Source organism: Asaia astilbis JCM 15831, from assembly GCF_000613845.1.
Lineage (GTDB): Bacteria > Pseudomonadota > Alphaproteobacteria > Acetobacterales > Acetobacteraceae > Asaia > Asaia astilbis.
The window spans coordinates 39123-54688 of sequence record NZ_BAJT01000002.1; the positions used below are offsets into that span (position 1 = coordinate 39123).

Sequence of the window (15566 nt, forward strand, 5' to 3'; positions counted from 1 at the left end):
AAGTTCTCTACGCGTTTCTGTTTGAATTCAACGCGTCGAGGATTTGAGGTCGCTGACCGAGTCAAATCCTGCGCGATAAAGCTCTTTCAGAAGCTCTGCCTTGAGCCGGGTCACCAGTGCAGGGCCGTGATAGATCAGCGCGCTGTAGACCTGCACCATATCGGCCCCGGCGCGTAAACGCTCGAAGATGTCGAACCCGCTCTCGATGCCGCCGCATGAAATCACCGCCAGACGGTTCTGAACCAAGGGCACGATCTGGCGAAGCATCTGCAGTGAAAGCTGGGCGAGGGGGCGTCCGGAAAGTCCCCCCGTCTCCTGTGCGAAAGAAGAGCGCAGGGAATGGGGGCGGCTGATGGTGGTGTTGTTCACGATCAGTCCCGCAGCACCGCCCTCGACAGCAGCCTCGACGATGTCCGACAAGGACTCGGGATTGAGATCAGGCGCGAGTTTAACCACCAGCGGAGGCAGGGTGACGTTGGCACGGGTGATCGCTTGCAGGATGTCGCGCAGCGTCGCGGCGCTCTGCAGGTCACGAAGACCGGGCGTATTGGGCGAGGAGAGATTGATTGTGATGTAATCGGCCAGCGGACCGACGCGCGACGCGAGAAACGGATAATCCTCGAGCGGACGCGCCCCGATCTTGTTGATTCCCAGATTGGCCCCGATCGGCACGGCGCGCAGTGTGGCGTTTCGCCCCGCCTGCAGAACCCTAAAGCGCTCGAGGCGGCGTGCAAAGACGTCAATTCCGCAGCCGTTGAAGCCCATGCGGTTGATAATCGCTGCGTCTTCTGAAAGCCGGAACAGGCGCGGCTTCGGATTGCCTTCCTGCGGGCGCGGTGTGACCGTACCGCATTCGACATGACCGAAGCCCATCCGCGCCAGGGCCATCGGCACGCGCGCATTCTTGTCAAATCCGGCAGCAAGCCAACCGGATTGGGGAAGCGTAATCCCATGCATCGGGTGCTCAGGCTGGCACATCTTTGGGTGCTGTCGGGCCCATGCCGAGGGCCAATGTCTCAATGGCCGCCTCATGAGCGGTTTCAGGGTCGAGACCGTGAAAAAGCCTGGTTGCAAGGCTCGAGAAGGAAGATAAGGCCATGAGATATCCTGAGCATGAAAGCGTCTTGTCCGCTCTATAGCCCGACTGAGCCTCGGGTCTAACCCCTGAAGCGATATCGGGTGAAGAACAGCCTGTCGCGTGTCCTGCGTTAAAGGCTCGCGACACAGGGCTCAGCCGGTTGCTCTTCTCACCTCAATTATGGGAAGAGGTCACCCAGTCGTGATGATCGAGCCTAGCTGCCCCTTTTGGAGACCGAGCGATGTGGGATGAGCCCTATCTTGAGACCTGCTGTCGCTCGACTTTGCATCGTGCGCTCCTCTGCGAGGGTATCGGGCGCCCCCAGAACCTGCGCGATCAGCCTTGCCTCGAGCGATTGAGCGCTATGGGCTTTGTCAAATTGGGTGCCGATGGGCGTTTCCATATCACCCCCTCCGGGCTGAGCCGTCACGATCAGGAAATCGGGCAGTTGAAGCCTATGAGGGCGAGAGCCTCCCAGATACGCGTCTGAGTCTTCTGTCAGGCAGATCAGAGCGCTTTGGGTGACGGTCGAAGGCGAGGGGCCAGTCCTGAAACAACTCGACGCCGGTTGACAGAGACGCGGCAACGTCGCAACACTCGCCACCATACCAGGGGGGGCCTCGACAAGAGGCTGAGAGGCTACTGGCGGTTCTTCCGCAGCGTAGCGACCCTTTCGCCCCGGCATGTGGGCGAAGAACCTGATCCGGTTCGTACCGGCGTAGGGATTGGTTTGAGCGGCCTGTCTCGAATTGCGACTCTGCTCATACTACTCTTGCGCTGTCGGACATAACCCCACACCGCAAGGGGTCCACAATGGACGACTCAACGCTTTCCACTGAAACCAAAATCGCCGCACGAGACCAGGCGCCTGCCCATGGACAAGTGACCACCGGCCCGATCTCCGGCTCTCGCAAGATCTTTGCGAGCCCAGCCGATCGCCCTGACATCACTGTGCCGTTCCGCGAGATCGATCTCGATCCCAGCGCGAACGAACCGCCGGTGCGTGTCTACGATACCTCGGGCCCTTACACGAACCCGGCCTATCACGCTGATGTTTCGCTCGGTCTGCCAGCGCTCCGTGCGCCCTGGCTCGCGACGCGCGGACTGACAAGCGTCACCCAAACGCGGGCGCTCAAGCCGGAAGATAATGGTTTCGCCAAGGGCGCGCAGGCCGTGCCGCATTGTCCGGCGCCGCACAAGGTTCTCGACGGCGAGAACGCTTCGCTCGTCACGCAGTATGAATATGCGCGCGCCGGCATCATCACCGAAGAGATGATCTTCGTCGCGCATCGCGAGAATCTGGGTCGTGCCAGCATGGTAGACGGTGCAGAAGCGCGGCGGGCTGACGGTGAAGATTTCGGGGCGGAAATTCCGGCATTTATCACCCCTGAATTCGTGCGCTCGGAGATTGCCGCGGGTCGCGCCATCATCCCGGCCAACATCAATCACCCAGAACTCGAGCCGATGATTATCGGACGAAACTTTCTGGTGAAGATCAACGCCAATATTGGCAATTCGGCTGTCACGTCTTCCGCTGCTGAAGAAGTGGAGAAAATGGTGTGGTCGATCCGTTGGGGTGCGGATACGGTCATGGATCTCTCGACCGGCCGTAATATCCATAATATCCGGGACTGGATCCTGCGCAATTCTCCCGTTCCGATCGGGACCGTGCCGCTTTATCAGGCGCTGGAAAAGGTTGGCGGTATTGCCGAAGATCTGACCTGGGAGATCTATCGCGATACGCTGATCGAGCAGGCAGAGCAGGGTGTTGATTATTTCACCATTCATGCAGGCGTGCGGATTGCGCATGTTCCCCTGACCGCAGGCCGTACGACGGGCATCGTGTCTCGTGGCGGCTCGATCATGGCAGCCTGGTGCCTTGCGCATCATCGCGAGAATTTCCTTTACGAGCATTTCGACGAGATTTGCGACATCATGCGTCGCTACGACATCTCGTTCTCGCTAGGAGATGGCCTGCGTCCTGGGTCGATTGCCGACGCCAATGACGCCGCCCAGTTCGCCGAGCTCGAAACACTCGGTGAGCTTGCACGCGTCGCCTGGGCGAGGGGTTGTCAGGTCATGATCGAAGGGCCGGGTCACGTGCCGATGCACAAGATCAAGGTCAACATGACCAAGCAGCTGCGCGAATGTGGTGAAGCACCGTTCTATACGCTTGGCCCGCTCACAACCGACATCGCCCCGGGCTACGATCACATCACTTCGGGCATCGGTGCGGCCATGATCGGCTGGTTCGGTTGCGCGATGCTTTGCTACGTGACGCCCAAAGAGCATCTGGGTCTGCCTGATCGCTCTGACGTCAAAGTGGGCGTTATCACCTACAAGATTGCAGCCCATGCTGCCGACCTCGCCAAAGGCCATCCGGCAGCGCAGCTTCGTGATGACGCTATTTCACGCGCACGCTTCGAGTTCCGCTGGCAGGACCAGTTCAACCTTGCCCTCGATCCGGATACTGCGCGGTGTTACCACGACGAGACGCTCCCTAAGGAAGCGCATAAAACGGCTCATTTCTGCTCGATGTGCGGTCCCAAATTCTGCTCGATGAAGATCAGTCACGATATCCGCCGCAACGCGGAACGCGAGCAGGGCATGGAGCAGATGAAAGAAGCCTTCAAGAATGGCGGCAACAAACTTTATGTAAAGGCGCCCGAACCGGAAGAGGTCTGACCTTTTCCACTCTGGAGGTCAGAGAACGACGAGGCGGCGTCTGACGTCGCCTCGTGCTGCAACGAAAGTCGCTGCTTGGGTAGTCCCTCCGCTGTCACGCACGCTCATCAGGGCGTGACAGCGGTCTGCAGTATTGTTAGATCAGCAATAAAGCAGACGTAATCGGTTGGCATTCCGTCATTCAGGAGTGGCCGCCCTATACCGGATGGACGCGCCATGACTTATCTCTTTCTGTTTATTGCAATCTGTTCTGAAGTTTTTGCAACAACAATGCTGAAGCTTTCCGAGAGCTTTACCCGCCCCATGCCAGGCCTGTTGAGCGTGCTGGGCTACTGCGTGTCGTTTTATGCTCTTTCCTTCACCCTGCGCGTCATGCCGACAGGGATTGCCTATGCGATCTGGTCCGGCGTCGGAATTGTTTTGATTTCGGCAATCAGCTGGGTAAAGTTCAGACAGGCTCTCGACACCCCCGCCATGATCGGCCTTGGTTTCATCATTTTCGGTGTCGTGATTGTTAATGTGTTTTCGAAGTCCGTCTCGCATTGACGGTTTGTGATTTTATATTAACAAAACATACGCGTATGTGAACGAGCCGTGCTATAGTAACGCCTTCAGGCAGGAGTATGAAGGCGCGCATGGTCACTCCCCATATCATTGACAGGATTGCACAGGTCCACCGCCCTGAACCCGAACGCGAGTCTGAAACTCATCTCGAGAAGAGCGTAGCCCCGCCTAAGAAAGGGAAGGGGCGCAAGAAAAACATAGCGTCTGCGGCAGCCCTCCCGGTCGAAAAAGTGGTGACCGACGAAGAGCTACGTCGAGATCTGGCCCATACAATTGTCCGCTGTACGACGTTTTATATGCTCGATGAACCCAATCAGGTCACCGAGCATAGCGCCGCCTTTCTCGAGGCTCTCATGCGTCTTTGGGGAAAGCGGGGGATTGACGCCGTTGACGTCTGGCGCGAAATCGATCATCGCCTTCAGCTGGGTAACCTGCTGGCCCAGATCAACCGCGACATTCCGCACAGCTCGGTAAGCACCCGTAAATTCTGGCGGCCGTCCTCTACTAAACTGCCCTGATGCAACATAACGCCGATATCGTCGCCCTTTGTCTTCTTGGCCTCTCTGCCTTCTGGGGCGCAAAGCGCGGATTTTCGCGCGAGATGTTCAGTCTCATTGCCTGGGTTGGGGCGTTTGTGCTGGCAGCCAGAACAGCCCCTTTGCTGCTTCCCTGGCTTTCACAAAAGCTGAGTGACGGACTGGCTGCAACAGCTCTGGCTTACGTGCTGTCGTTCATCGTGCTGGTGCTTATCTTCTCGATGGTCGCAGAGCGCTTTGCCTCCGGCTTGCGCACTGTGCTTATCGGCGGGACCGATCGACTGCTCGGCTGCTTTTTCGGGCTCGCACGTGGTGGCCTGATCCTGATCGTTCTCTACCTGCTCACGGTCTCCATCACCGGTGAATTTACCGCGCATATGCTCATTGCAGGGAGCCATTCAGGCCCCTACATCCTGACCGGCGTGCATCTGTTGCAGGAACTAATGCCACATTTACCGCAACTTCATCTTGCCTTGCCGCCCGCAACAGGCCATGAGGCTGCCTTCTGATCGACACAGCCTCGAACGCCCATGCGTGACCATGCAAAGGAGCGCCGCCTGACTATGAGCCCTGACACATTCGAAACTTCGAACCGTCCTTATGAGGAATGCGGCGTCGTAGGTATCTGGGGCACCCCCGATGCGGCTGCGCTTGCCGCACTCGGCCTGCATGCGCTTCAGCATCGGGGTCAGGAAGCTGCGGGTATCGTCAGCCATGACAGCGAGAAATTCTACCAGCATAAAGGGCTTGGCCTTGTTGGCGATGTGTTCAGCGATGCACGGGTCATGGCAACGCTCAAGGGCAAGAGCGCGATCGGTCACAATCGTTATGCGACAACGGGCGGCACGCTTCTCCGCAATGTGCAGCCGCTCTACGCCGATTTCGAATTTGGCGGTCTCTCCGTTGCACATAACGGGAACCTCACAAACGCTGCGACCCTGCGTAAGGCGCTGGTCAAGCGCGGCTGTCTGTTCCAGTCCACGACAGATACCGAAGTTTTCGTCCATCTGATTGCGATCTCGCTCTATGCGACGGTGCTGGAGCGCCTCGTGGATGCCGCCAAGCAGGTCAAGGGGGCCTATTCGGTTCTCGCGCTCGCCCCGGAGTTTCTGGTCGGCCTGCGTGACCCCCTGGGAGTACGGCCTCTCATCCTCGGGCGTCTACCTGACGGCGGATGGATGCTCGCCAGCGAAACCTGTGCGCTCGACATCGTCGGCGCTGAATTCGTGCGTGACATCGAGCCTGGCGAACTGGTGATTATCGATAATGACGGTGTGCGGTCGATGCGTCCCTTTGCGCAGACCAGCCCCCGTTTCTGCGTTTTCGAGTATATCTATTTCGCGCGTCCTGACTCAATTCTCGAAGAGCATTCTGTCTACGTTGCCCGTAAGCAGATTGGCGTCGAGCTGGCTCGGGAAAGTGGCGTCGAGGCAGATGTGATTGTGCCTGTTCCGGACTCAGGTGTTCCTTCTGCCATGGGCTTTGCCGCCGAGAGCGGGATCCCGTTCGAGATGGGGATCATCCGTAATCACTATGTCGGACGAACCTTCATCGAGCCGACCGACCAGATCCGTAATCTGGCGTTCGCATGAAGCATTCGGCGAACAAGCCGGTTCTGGAGGGCAAGCGCGTCGTGCTCGTCGATGATTCGATCGTGCGTGGAACGACGTCTCGCAAGATCGTGGATATGGTGCGCGCTGCTGGTGCCACCGAGGTGCATATGCGGATCAGCAGCCCTCCCACAAAGCACCCCTGCTTCTACGGGATCGATACCCCGGAAGAGAGCCAGCTCATGGCGGCTACGCATTCGCTTGAGAAAATGGCCGAGACCATCGGTGTCGACAGTCTGGCCTTCATCTCATTCGATGGATTGTATCGTGCTCTTGGGCATGAAGGACGGGTCGCGGCAGAAGGGCGCTACTGCGATGCCTGCTTCACCGGTGATTATCCGATCGAGCTGGTCGACAAGGATGGACGTCTGGTCGCCTGATCAAAAACGGGGCTTTAAGCCTCGTTTTTTATGGTTTGAGGCCAGAGAGAAACATCCTGACGACCTTGCGGATATAGGCGGGACTATCCTGCCATGCCTGTCTTGGGCGACAATGGCTCAGCTCGAACAGGATGAAGGTCGCGAGCGCACTCCCGAACAGGATGTCTGAAGCTTCTCCGACGTTGCCAATTTCAATCCGACCTGTGTCGCTCAGCTTCTGCAGCCAAAGTCGAAGAGGGAACTGCGCATTTTCGCTCGAGAAGAAATCGCGCAGGAACCGGCTTACCTCAGGATTGCGAGACACCTCGGCAATCACGACGCGGATCAGATTGAGGCGCTTCTCCTCCATCATGGTCTCACCAAGCGCCTGAAGCCCGAAAACCAGCTGATCTTCGACCGTCTCGCCTTCAAGCGTCAGATCTCTCAGGTCTGAGAGTAGGAGACGATCTCTCAGCAATTGCTCGACCATCTCCTGTTTGGAGCTGAACATATGGTAGAGTGTCTTCTTGGACATGTTCGAGCACTGGGCGATCCTGTCCATCGACGCGCCGGCATAGCGTGGTCCTTCAGGACAAGTTCAGCCGCATTGAAGATACGATCCCGTCTCTCTGTTTCGGCGAGTACTGGAGGTCGCCCGCAATGCCGACGATTATGACTTTGTGTTGCTTCGTGCGTATTGGCGGAAGTGGAGGTAGAGCAATCTGACATACCGCTAAAGAAAACCACTCTGGTGCTGCTTCCGGTCCGTTGACCAGGTTTCGGAAACCGTATAGTTCCCTATGCCAGAGAAACTCAAGAGTTTCCGAAAACCTTTTTTCGGACTGTAGCGTTGACGGCACCTCTTGGGACAAATTGAAAATTTGGATAGCGCCAGCATGCGAGTATTTCAGTCTCTTTCTCCGCGGACACCGTGGACCTTGAAGACCTCAACAAGCCTTTCCCTGCGTTTGATCCCGCTAGCTCTGCTGACGCTTGATCTGGGTGGGTGTAAACACAAGGCCGATGCGCCCAAGTCTTCCCCGCAGGAGGCCGGGTACGTCACGGTCCATCCCCATCCTCTCAAGACCAGCACATCGCTGCCAGGCCGTACCGGCGCATTCGAGCAGGCACCGGTACGACCCCAGGTCGGGGGTGTCATCCTGCAGCGCACCTTCGAGCAGGGGACGGATGTCAAGAAGGGGCAGCTGCTCTACGTGATCAACCCGGCGCCCTTTAAAGCCGCCTATGATCAGGCCAAAGCCCAGCTCCTTCATGCTCAGGCCGCCGCAATCAGCATCAAGGCGCAGCTTGACCGTTACCGCCCTCTGGCTGCGGCTCATGCCGTCAGCTCGCAGGAATATGACAACACGCTGTCTTCCGCCAAGCAGGCAGAAGCCGACATCGCCCAGGCCAAGGCAAATGTTGAGAGTGCTGCGGTCAATCTTGACTGGACCCAGGTTCGCTCACCGATCGATGGCCGTATCGGTCGTATGCTCGTCACACCTGGGACCTTGTGACTGCAGGTCAGACGACAGAAATCGCCACGGTCACACGCCTCGATCCGATCTATGTGGACGTCAACCTTGCGACGACCGACATGTTGCGCCTCCGGCGCGAGCTCGCCAGCGGCAAGCTGGAGAAGGTCTCCGGTGAAGCAGCTGCCATTCAGCTCACGCTGGAAGATGGAAGCCATTACGACAAACCCGGCCAGCTTCGCCTGACCGAAGTCACGGTAGACCCGGCGACGGGCACGATGATCGTTCGCGCCGAGTTCCCCAATCCGGATCACCTGTTGATGCCCGGAATGTACGTTCAGGCTGAAATTGCCGAGGGTATCGATCCGAATGCGATCACCATCCCGCAGCCTGCACTGCAGCGTGACAACAAGGGCGAGCCTTTTGTCTACGTGATCGATCAGGATAACAAGATCGCCAACCGCTCCGTGCAGCTCGATCGTGCGCTGGGTGGCGACTGGGTTGTTCTCGATGGCCTGAAAGATGGCGATCGTGTCGTTGTAGAGGGGCTGCAGAAGGTTCATCCCGGCGCGGTTGTCAAACCCGTCGAGAAGACCGCCGATAACCAGCCCGCGCACGCAGGATAAGAGCCTCTCATGTCTCGTTTCTTTATTGACAGACCGATCTTCGCCTGGGTCGTCGGACTGATCATCATGCTGGTCGGCGGCGTGGCGATTTTCAGCATGCCGATTGCCCAGTATCCGTCCATCGCTCCGCCACAGATCGCGATCGCGGTCGATTACCCCGGCGCTTCGGCTGACACCGTCAACAACACGACCGTGCGGCCGATCCTGCAACAGATGACGGGCCTTGACGGGCTCGAATATCTGTCAGCCTCCTCCTATGGCAGCGGCCATATGGAAATCGACCTGACCTTCGTTCAGGGCACAAACCCTGACATTGCGCAGGTTCAGGTGCAGAACAAGCTTCAGCTTGCCCAGCCGCGCCTTCCGTCAGAGGTCGTTGCACAGGGTCTGAGCGTTACCAAGGCCGTGAAGAACTTCATGCTCGTCCTTGCCTTCATCTCGACCGATGGTGGCATGACTGGGCAGGACATCTCGGACTACGTGGCCTCGAACATTGCCGATCCGCTCTCGCGTGTCACCGGTGTCGGCGACCATACGCTCTTCGGCACCGAATACGCGATGCGCGTCTGGATGGACCCCAACAAGCTCTTCAAATACAAGCTGAATGTCAGCGACATTCAGACGGCCATTCAGCAACAGAACATTCAGGTTTCGTCCGGTGAGCTCGGCGGTCTGCCATCGACGAAGGAAATGGCGTTCGACGCATCCATCATCGGTCCGACACGCTTCAGCGATCCTGAGCAGTTCAAGAAGATGGTCCTGAAGGTTCAGCAGGACGGATCGCAGGTTCTGCTTCAGGACGTCGCGCGCGTTGAGCTCGGGGCGCAGAACTACAACTTCACCTCGCACTGGAATAACCTGCCGACGGTCGGTATGGCGCTCAAGCTTGCTCCGGGTGCCAATCAGATCAAGACGGAAGCACTCGTCCACCAGAAGATCGCCGAACTCGAGCGCTTTTACCCCCATGGGCTGAAGACGGTTTATCCGCTCGATACCGAACCGTTCATCACGCTGTCGATTGAAGACGTGGTCATCACGCTGATCGAGGCTATCGGTCTTGTCTTCGTGGTCATGCTGGTCTTCCTGCAGAACTTCCGTGCCACGTTGATCCCGACGATTGCCGTGCCTGTCGTGCTTCTTGGCACGTTCGGCGTCCTTGCAGCTTTGGGCTACACGATTAACACCCTGACCATGCTGGCCATGGTTCTTGCCGTCGGTCTTCTCGTCGATGACGCCATCGTTGTGGTCGAAAACGTCGAGCGTGTGATGAGCGAGAAAGATCTCTCGCCCAAGGAAGCTGCCCGCCAGTCGATGGACGAAATTACCGGCGCTCTTGTCGGCATCGTTCTCGTGCTGAATGCCGTCTTCCTGCCGATGGCAGCGTTCGGCGGATCCACAGGTGTCATTTATCGTCAGTTCTCGATCACGATCTCGGTCGCGATGTGGCTGTCCGTACTTGTCGCTCTCGTCATGACGCCGGCGCTCTGCGGATCCTTGCTCAAGCCGACCCACAAGAAGAAAGACCGTGGCCCGGCTGCCTGGTTCAACCGCCATTTCGATCGTATGACCGAAGGCTATCTCAAGGGCGTCAAATTTCTTGTGGGCCGCCAGGTCATCAGCATGCTGCTTTTTGCAGCCTTCACGATTGGCGCAGTGGTTCTGTTCTTCCGCGTTCCGACGGGCTTCCTCCCGGATGAGGATCAGGGCATCATCTTCGGACAGGTGACCATGCGTCCGGGTGCCAATGACGCCCAGACAGGAGCGGTCAATAAGAGGATCACCGACTACGTTCTGAAAAACTACGGCGACATCACTGAGTCTGTCTTTGCCGTCAACGGCTTCAACTTTGCCGGTCAGGGCCAGAGCGCCGGATCGTTCTTTATCCGACTCAAGCCCTGGGATCAGCGACCCGGCGCCAAGAACACGACGATGGCTGTCGCTGACAAGATCATGAAGCACTTCTGGATGGATCCGGAAGCGATCATCTTCGCGATCAACCCTCCTGCGGTGCTCGAACTGGGTAACGCCGCCGGTTTCGATCTCGAGCTTGAGGATAACGGCCATCTCGGACACAAGGCGCTGCTCGATGCCCGTAACAAGGTCCTGAGCGCAGCTGCGAAGAACCCGCTTCTTCAGGCCGTGCGTCCGATGGGTCTTGAGGATCAGCCTCAGTTCCATCTCGAAATCGACCGCCCGAGAGCCAATGCTCAGGGCGTCAGCAACGCGGATATCAACACCACCATCCAAGGCGCGTTCGGCTCGATCTACGTCAACCAGTTCATGCGCAGCGATCGTGTCAAGCAGGTCTATATCGAGGGTGAATCTTGGGCTCGCATGCGCCCTGAAGACCTCAATAAATGGTATATCCGTAACGTCACAGGCTCCATGGTGCCCTTCAACTCCTTTGCAACGGGCAATTGGATCGTAGGGCCGCAGAAGGTCGAAAACTACAACGGTCTCAACTCCTTCGAACTGCAAGGCCAGCCGTCTGCTGGTTCCAGTACGGGAACGGCAATGGCGGAGATGGAGAAGATCATGGCGACCCTGCCGAAAGGCATCGGGTACGAGTGGACTGGCATCTCTTACGAGCAGGTTGCATCGGGTGGCGCGACCGGCCCTCTTTACGCCATGGCCGCTATCGTCATCATGCTCTGCCTTGCTGCTCTTTATGAGAGCTGGGCGATCCCGATCTCGGTGCTGATGGTGCTTCCTCTGGGTGTGCTGGGCGCAATCGGTGCGACTTTGTGGCGCGGTCTGGATAATGACATCTACTTCCAGGTCGGGTTGCTGACGACGGTCGGTCTCTCGGTGAAAAACGCTATTCTGATCGTGGAATTTGCCAAAGAATTCTTCGAGCAGGGTGACAGTCTGGAGGAAGCCGTGCTGAAGGCCGGACGTGAACGCTTGCGTCCGATCCTCATGACGTCGATCGCCTTTGTGTGCGGTGTCGTCCCGCTTGCGATTGCGACCGGTGCCGGATCAGCAGCACGCGTGGCGATCGGTACGTGCGTGGTTGGCGGTATGCTCTCCGCTACACTGCTGGCAGTTTACTTCGTGCCTGTCTTCTTCGTCGTGGTTCTTCGCCTGTTCCGTGTCCAGCGCGTCAAGGATCGTCGACCCGTATGAGAAGAAAGACAAAGCCGCTCAGGGAGAGGGCGCATGAGCCAATTTTCCACACTCAAGACGGTAAGCGCCCTAATGGCGTTTACCATGCTGGCCTCTTGCGATCTGGCGCCGAAATATCAGCGCCCGACGCAGCCGGTCCAGAACGCTTATCCGAAAGATAGCGGTCAAACCCAACCTCTCATGGGGCAGGCTGCATCGGATATCGGATGGAAGCATTTCTTCACCGATCCTCGTCTGCAGGCGCTCATCGATCTCGCGCTCCGTAACAACCGCGACCTGCGCAGTCAGGCTGCCGCGATCATGGAGGCTCAGGGAAGCTACGACGTTCAGCATGCGTCGCTCTTCCCGCCAATCGGCGTGTCAGGGCAGGGGCAGTATTTTGCCCCTTCTGACACGGGTGGTTTCTCCTTTGCTCCGGGCATGGGCAGAGGCACCTCCATGCTGCGTTACTACGGCATGGGGATCGGCTTCTCGGCCTACGAAATCGATCTGTTCGGTCGCATTCGCAACCTCTCGAAGCAGCAGGCAGAGGGAATCCTCAACACGCGGATGAGTGCGCAATCGGTTCTCATCAGCACGGTTTCCCAGGTGGCCAATACCTATCTGTCATGGCTGGCAGACAGGGAGCTGGTGCGGGTCACGGATCAGACGCTCAAATCGCAAGGTGACACGCTGCGTCTGACGCGTATGAAGTATGATCACGGCGAGGCAGATGCACTGACCCTCAACCAGGTGGAGACCCAGGTAGAGCAGGCAGCCAGCAACAAGGCTCAGTACGAGCGTCAGCTCGCACAGGACGATCACCAGTTGCAGCTTCTCGTCGGCGTTCCGCTGCCGGACAGCTTGCCAGCGCCGCAGCCCTTCGGCACGCAGACACTCCTTACGGATCTGCCTGCAGGGCTTCCTTCTGATCTGATCGCTCAAAGGCCTGACATCCAGGCAGCCGAACATAGCTTGATCGGTGCCAACGCCAATATCGGTGCTGCACGTGCTGCCTTCTTCCCGAAGGTGACCGTGACCGCGCAGGAAGGTGTCAGTTCGCTTCAGTTCAAGAAGCTGTTCACTCCCGGCGCGCAGACCTGGTCAGTTTCGCCCAATATCGAGCTTCCTATTTTCACCTGGGGACAGAACTCGGGCAATCTGAAGATCTCGAAAGCCCGTCGCCTTGCTCAGATCGCAACTTACGAGAAGACGGTGCAGACCGCTTTCAAGGAAGTCTCGGACGCGCTGACCGCACGCGAGACCTATCTTGTACAGGATACCCACCTAAAGTCTCTCGTCGATGCATCTCAGCAGGCGTTTGACCTCGCCATGATGCGCTACAATACCGGTATCGATCCTTACCTCACGACATTGACTCAACAGCGCAGCCTGTATGAAGCGCAACAGGGTCGCATTGTTGTGCAATTGGCGCGTTACCAGAATCTGGTAACACTCTATCGCGCACTCGGAGGAGGGTGGAGTTCGGCCGATGTTGCCACCGCTCAATCCCAATCGGCGGCGCATAAAGGTTGATACTGGAAAGAGTGATGAAAAAGGGTTTTCTGCTTGGATGGGCTCCAGGCATCCTGACAATGGGAGCACTCATCGCTCCCGGCGTCGCTTTGGCTCAGGACGATGACGAGGGCAAGAAAAAGCCCGACATGCATCAGCTCGCAAAATCGTCGGCTCTGCCGAAGGCTGAGGCTGATTTCAGCATGTTCAAATATCGACCTAGGGGCGACAAGGTGATCGAACAACCGGATGCCAATCGGATCCTGTTCAAACGACCCGATGGAACGCCTGATGGGTATGCTCAACGTCGAGGCAATGCTGTGATCTATTATGATCGTTCAGGCAAAGTCTCCCATGTTCAGCCTCTCGAAGACTAATTTAGATGCTTAGGGTGCGCCATGCACCCTAAGCAGGGTCTGCGACGCGGCTGCCGCGTGTGACGGGTCGAGTACCCGTTCTAGGCGAAGCATGCCGGTCTGGCGCCGGAAAATGTTAATTTTATTCTACAGTCAAAAATTGTCGCCGCCGCCCTCGCGTTAACGCATAAGATCGCAACCTATGTCTGTGATTCTTCGGCTCTGCGGGCCCCGCCACCTCCCGTCTATGTGTTCCTCGCCTTCAAAGCTCTGGCTGAGCGCGCGTCTATTATTTCTCGGGACCGTTGTCGCTGCTCCTCCCTGCTTTGCCGAAAGCTTCCACGACGCGGTTCGAATTGCCTGGGAGCGCGATCCGGCAAATCAGTCCTTCTCAATCGATGCGACGTCTTCCGCAAAGAGCGCCCGGGCGGCCCATTCCTGGTTTCCTGATGGGCCGATCGTGGCCGGACAGTATCTCGATGACCATTTCATCGGTAGCAATTTAGGCTACACAACCTATCAGGGAAGCATCAGTGTTCCGCTCTGGCTGCCGGGGCAGGGCACGGCAACTGTGAGAAATGCACTGGCAGATGAAGCGGTCGCAAAGGCGCGCATCAAGGTGCAACATTTGTTGAGCGCGGTGCGCGTCCTCGATCTCGCCAGTTCGGCGACGCTTCTTCAGAAAAAAATCGGCAATCTACGAGCAACCAGCGATCTGCTCGACCGCGTCACTCAAACGACGCATCGTGGTCTGCGTGCAGGAGAGGTCGCGTCTGTCGATTTCGACGCGGTCATTGGTGAAAAAAGTGACGTCGATGCCCAGATCGCTCAATCCGAGCAGGCACTCGAAAATGCGCGTGCTGAGCTGAATGCGCTCACAGGCACCGATGATATCCCGGATATCCTCTCGCTAGATGGACGTATTCTGGGTACGCAGACCCTGACACTGGATCCGTCTCGTGACCCACGCAATGAGATGGCACAGGCGGTGACCAAAAGCGCCAAAGCTGCTTACACGCTGGCCCGGCATTCCTACATGCCTAACCCTCAGCTCGGCGTGCAGGTGCTCAAACAAGGACAGTTCGGGAGCCCGTGGGACACTCAGGTCGGAGTCCAGTTTTCAATGTCGCTGCCGAGTGAGGCCCGTAACACGCCGATGGTCATGAAAGAAGTCAAGGCAATGGGCGCTGCAGAACGTGACGCCGTGCAGGCACGACGTCAGGTTGCCGTCGAGTATCGCCAGACACGCGCCAGTCTCGGTTCTGCACTGACAATGTTGCGCCAATCGTCCATCTCCCGCCAGGCACTGGATGCGAGAGCCCGCGATCTCGAACATGCCTGGACGGTCGGCGAAACGCCCGTCATCGAGTATCTGCGTGCCAGACGTGCGGCACTTGATGCAGGACAGCGAAGTGCCGAGGCCGACGTGATTTGGCATGCTGCCATGATCAGAATGAGCCTCATGGCAGGACGTTATCCCTGAGCACCGATGCCATTCCCGCACGGTGAGGCTCCGAAGCATGGTTTGCTCGGATTGCAGTTGCGATGAAGCGCTACCGTTTCCCAACCAAAAACTGCGACCAAGACTGCTTCCGCGTTTCTGCTTCCACGATCTTGCGACGCCACTCAAACGCTCCGTCTTCGAAGTCGCGTTTTC

The 15566-nt window shown here is 57.8% G+C and carries 10 protein-coding genes and 4 pseudogenes; 11 read left to right on the forward strand and 3 right to left on the reverse strand.

Translation table 11 applies throughout. From position 1 onward, the window contains the following. Positions 1 to 27: 27 nt before the first annotated feature. A pseudogene (locus JCM15831_RS15770) lies at positions 28 to 1099 on the reverse strand (quinone-dependent dihydroorotate dehydrogenase). A gap of 220 nt (positions 1100 to 1319) precedes the next feature. On the opposite strand from JCM15831_RS15770, the gene JCM15831_RS20755 reads away from it, so the two are divergent. The 6 genes and pseudogenes from JCM15831_RS20755 (at position 1320) to purF (ending at position 6853) form a co-directional block, all read left to right on the forward strand. Beyond that, positions 1320 to 1568: a hypothetical protein gene (locus JCM15831_RS20755; protein ID WP_084490501.1), complete on the forward strand. Its 249-nt coding sequence runs from the start codon at positions 1320 to 1322 to the stop codon at positions 1566 to 1568. Positions 1569 to 1891: 323 nt separating this feature from the next. Then, a complete protein-coding gene (gene thiC / locus JCM15831_RS01655) occupies positions 1892 to 3763 on the forward strand; it encodes a phosphomethylpyrimidine synthase ThiC (RefSeq protein ID WP_025822255.1) in 1872 nt (623 codons plus the stop codon). A gap of 216 nt (positions 3764 to 3979) precedes the next feature. Next, positions 3980 to 4309: a DMT family transporter gene (locus tag JCM15831_RS01660; protein ID WP_025822257.1), complete on the forward strand. Its 330-nt coding sequence runs from the start codon at positions 3980 to 3982 to the stop codon at positions 4307 to 4309. Positions 4310 to 4386: 77 nt separating this feature from the next. Then, complete coding sequence (locus tag JCM15831_RS19795; RefSeq protein WP_025822259.1) at positions 4387 to 4845, forward strand: hypothetical protein; 459 nt, start codon at positions 4387 to 4389, stop codon at positions 4843 to 4845. Beyond that, positions 4845 to 5372 carry a CvpA family protein gene (locus tag JCM15831_RS01670; RefSeq protein WP_025822261.1) on the forward strand — a complete coding sequence of 176 codons (528 nt, stop codon included), beginning with the start codon at positions 4845 to 4847 and terminating at the stop codon, positions 5370 to 5372. Before JCM15831_RS19795 ends, JCM15831_RS01670 begins: the two co-directional genes overlap by 1 nt. Positions 5373 to 5426: 54 nt before the next feature. Further along, a pseudogene (gene purF, locus JCM15831_RS15780) lies at positions 5427 to 6853 on the forward strand (amidophosphoribosyltransferase). A 28-nt stretch (positions 6854 to 6881) separates the two neighbouring features. Here the strand turns inward: purF and JCM15831_RS01680 are convergent. After that, the gene (locus tag JCM15831_RS01680) at positions 6882 to 7343 is read right to left on the reverse strand and encodes a TetR/AcrR family transcriptional regulator C-terminal domain-containing protein (protein ID WP_035773630.1); all 462 of its coding nucleotides are present in this window, start codon (positions 7341 to 7343) and stop codon (positions 6882 to 6884) included. Beyond that, positions 7320 to 7397 (reverse strand): annotated as a pseudogene (locus tag JCM15831_RS23190) (TetR family transcriptional regulator); the annotation flags it as partial. The pseudogene JCM15831_RS23190 and the gene JCM15831_RS01680, both read right to left, overlap by 24 nt. Before the next feature lie 331 nt (positions 7398 to 7728). Here JCM15831_RS23190 and JCM15831_RS15785 point away from each other — a divergent pair. From JCM15831_RS15785 to JCM15831_RS01705, 5 genes and pseudogenes are all read left to right on the forward strand, one after another. Further along, positions 7729 to 8933 (forward strand): annotated as a pseudogene (locus JCM15831_RS15785) (efflux RND transporter periplasmic adaptor subunit). Positions 8934 to 8942: 9 nt separating this feature from the next. Then, positions 8943 to 12059, forward strand: a complete 3117-nt coding sequence (locus JCM15831_RS01690; protein ID WP_025822265.1) for an efflux RND transporter permease subunit — start codon at positions 8943 to 8945, stop codon at positions 12057 to 12059. Between the two features lie 33 nt (positions 12060 to 12092). Further along, positions 12093 to 13574 (forward strand): efflux transporter outer membrane subunit, encoded by a 1482-nt coding sequence (locus JCM15831_RS01695; RefSeq protein ID WP_025822267.1) that lies wholly within the window; start codon positions 12093 to 12095, stop codon positions 13572 to 13574. Positions 13575 to 13633: 59 nt separating this feature from the next. After that, positions 13634 to 13930, forward strand: a complete 297-nt coding sequence (locus JCM15831_RS01700) for a hypothetical protein (protein WP_035773675.1) — start codon at positions 13634 to 13636, stop codon at positions 13928 to 13930. A gap of 181 nt (positions 13931 to 14111) precedes the next feature. After that, positions 14112 to 15392 carry a TolC family protein gene (locus JCM15831_RS01705; protein WP_025822270.1) on the forward strand — a complete coding sequence of 427 codons (1281 nt, stop codon included), beginning with the start codon at positions 14112 to 14114 and terminating at the stop codon, positions 15390 to 15392. Positions 15393 to 15566 lie beyond the last annotated feature (174 nt).

Bases quoted from the DNA above. Each gene is read 5' to 3' on its own strand.
- JCM15831_RS19795 (WP_025822259.1), top strand. From the start codon at position 4,387: ATGAAGGCGCGCATGGTCACTCCCCATATCATTGACAGGATTGCACAG.
- JCM15831_RS01680 (WP_035773630.1), bottom strand. From the start codon at position 7,343: ATGTTCAGCTCCAAACAGGAGATGGTCGAGCAATTGCTGAGAGATCGT.
- JCM15831_RS01690 (WP_025822265.1), top strand. From the start codon at position 8,943: ATGTCTCGTTTCTTTATTGACAGACCGATCTTCGCCTGGGTCGTCGGA.
- JCM15831_RS01660 (WP_025822257.1), top strand. From the start codon at position 3,980: ATGACTTATCTCTTTCTGTTTATTGCAATCTGTTCTGAAGTTTTTGCA.
- JCM15831_RS01705 (WP_025822270.1), top strand. From the start codon at position 14,112: ATGTCTGTGATTCTTCGGCTCTGCGGGCCCCGCCACCTCCCGTCTATG.
- JCM15831_RS20755 (WP_084490501.1), top strand. From the start codon at position 1,320: ATGTGGGATGAGCCCTATCTTGAGACCTGCTGTCGCTCGACTTTGCAT.
- JCM15831_RS01700 (WP_035773675.1), top strand. From the start codon at position 13,634: ATGGGAGCACTCATCGCTCCCGGCGTCGCTTTGGCTCAGGACGATGAC.
- JCM15831_RS01695 (WP_025822267.1), top strand. From the start codon at position 12,093: ATGAGCCAATTTTCCACACTCAAGACGGTAAGCGCCCTAATGGCGTTT.
- thiC (WP_025822255.1), top strand. From the start codon at position 1,892: ATGGACGACTCAACGCTTTCCACTGAAACCAAAATCGCCGCACGAGAC.
- JCM15831_RS01670 (WP_025822261.1), top strand. From the start codon at position 4,845: ATGCAACATAACGCCGATATCGTCGCCCTTTGTCTTCTTGGCCTCTCT.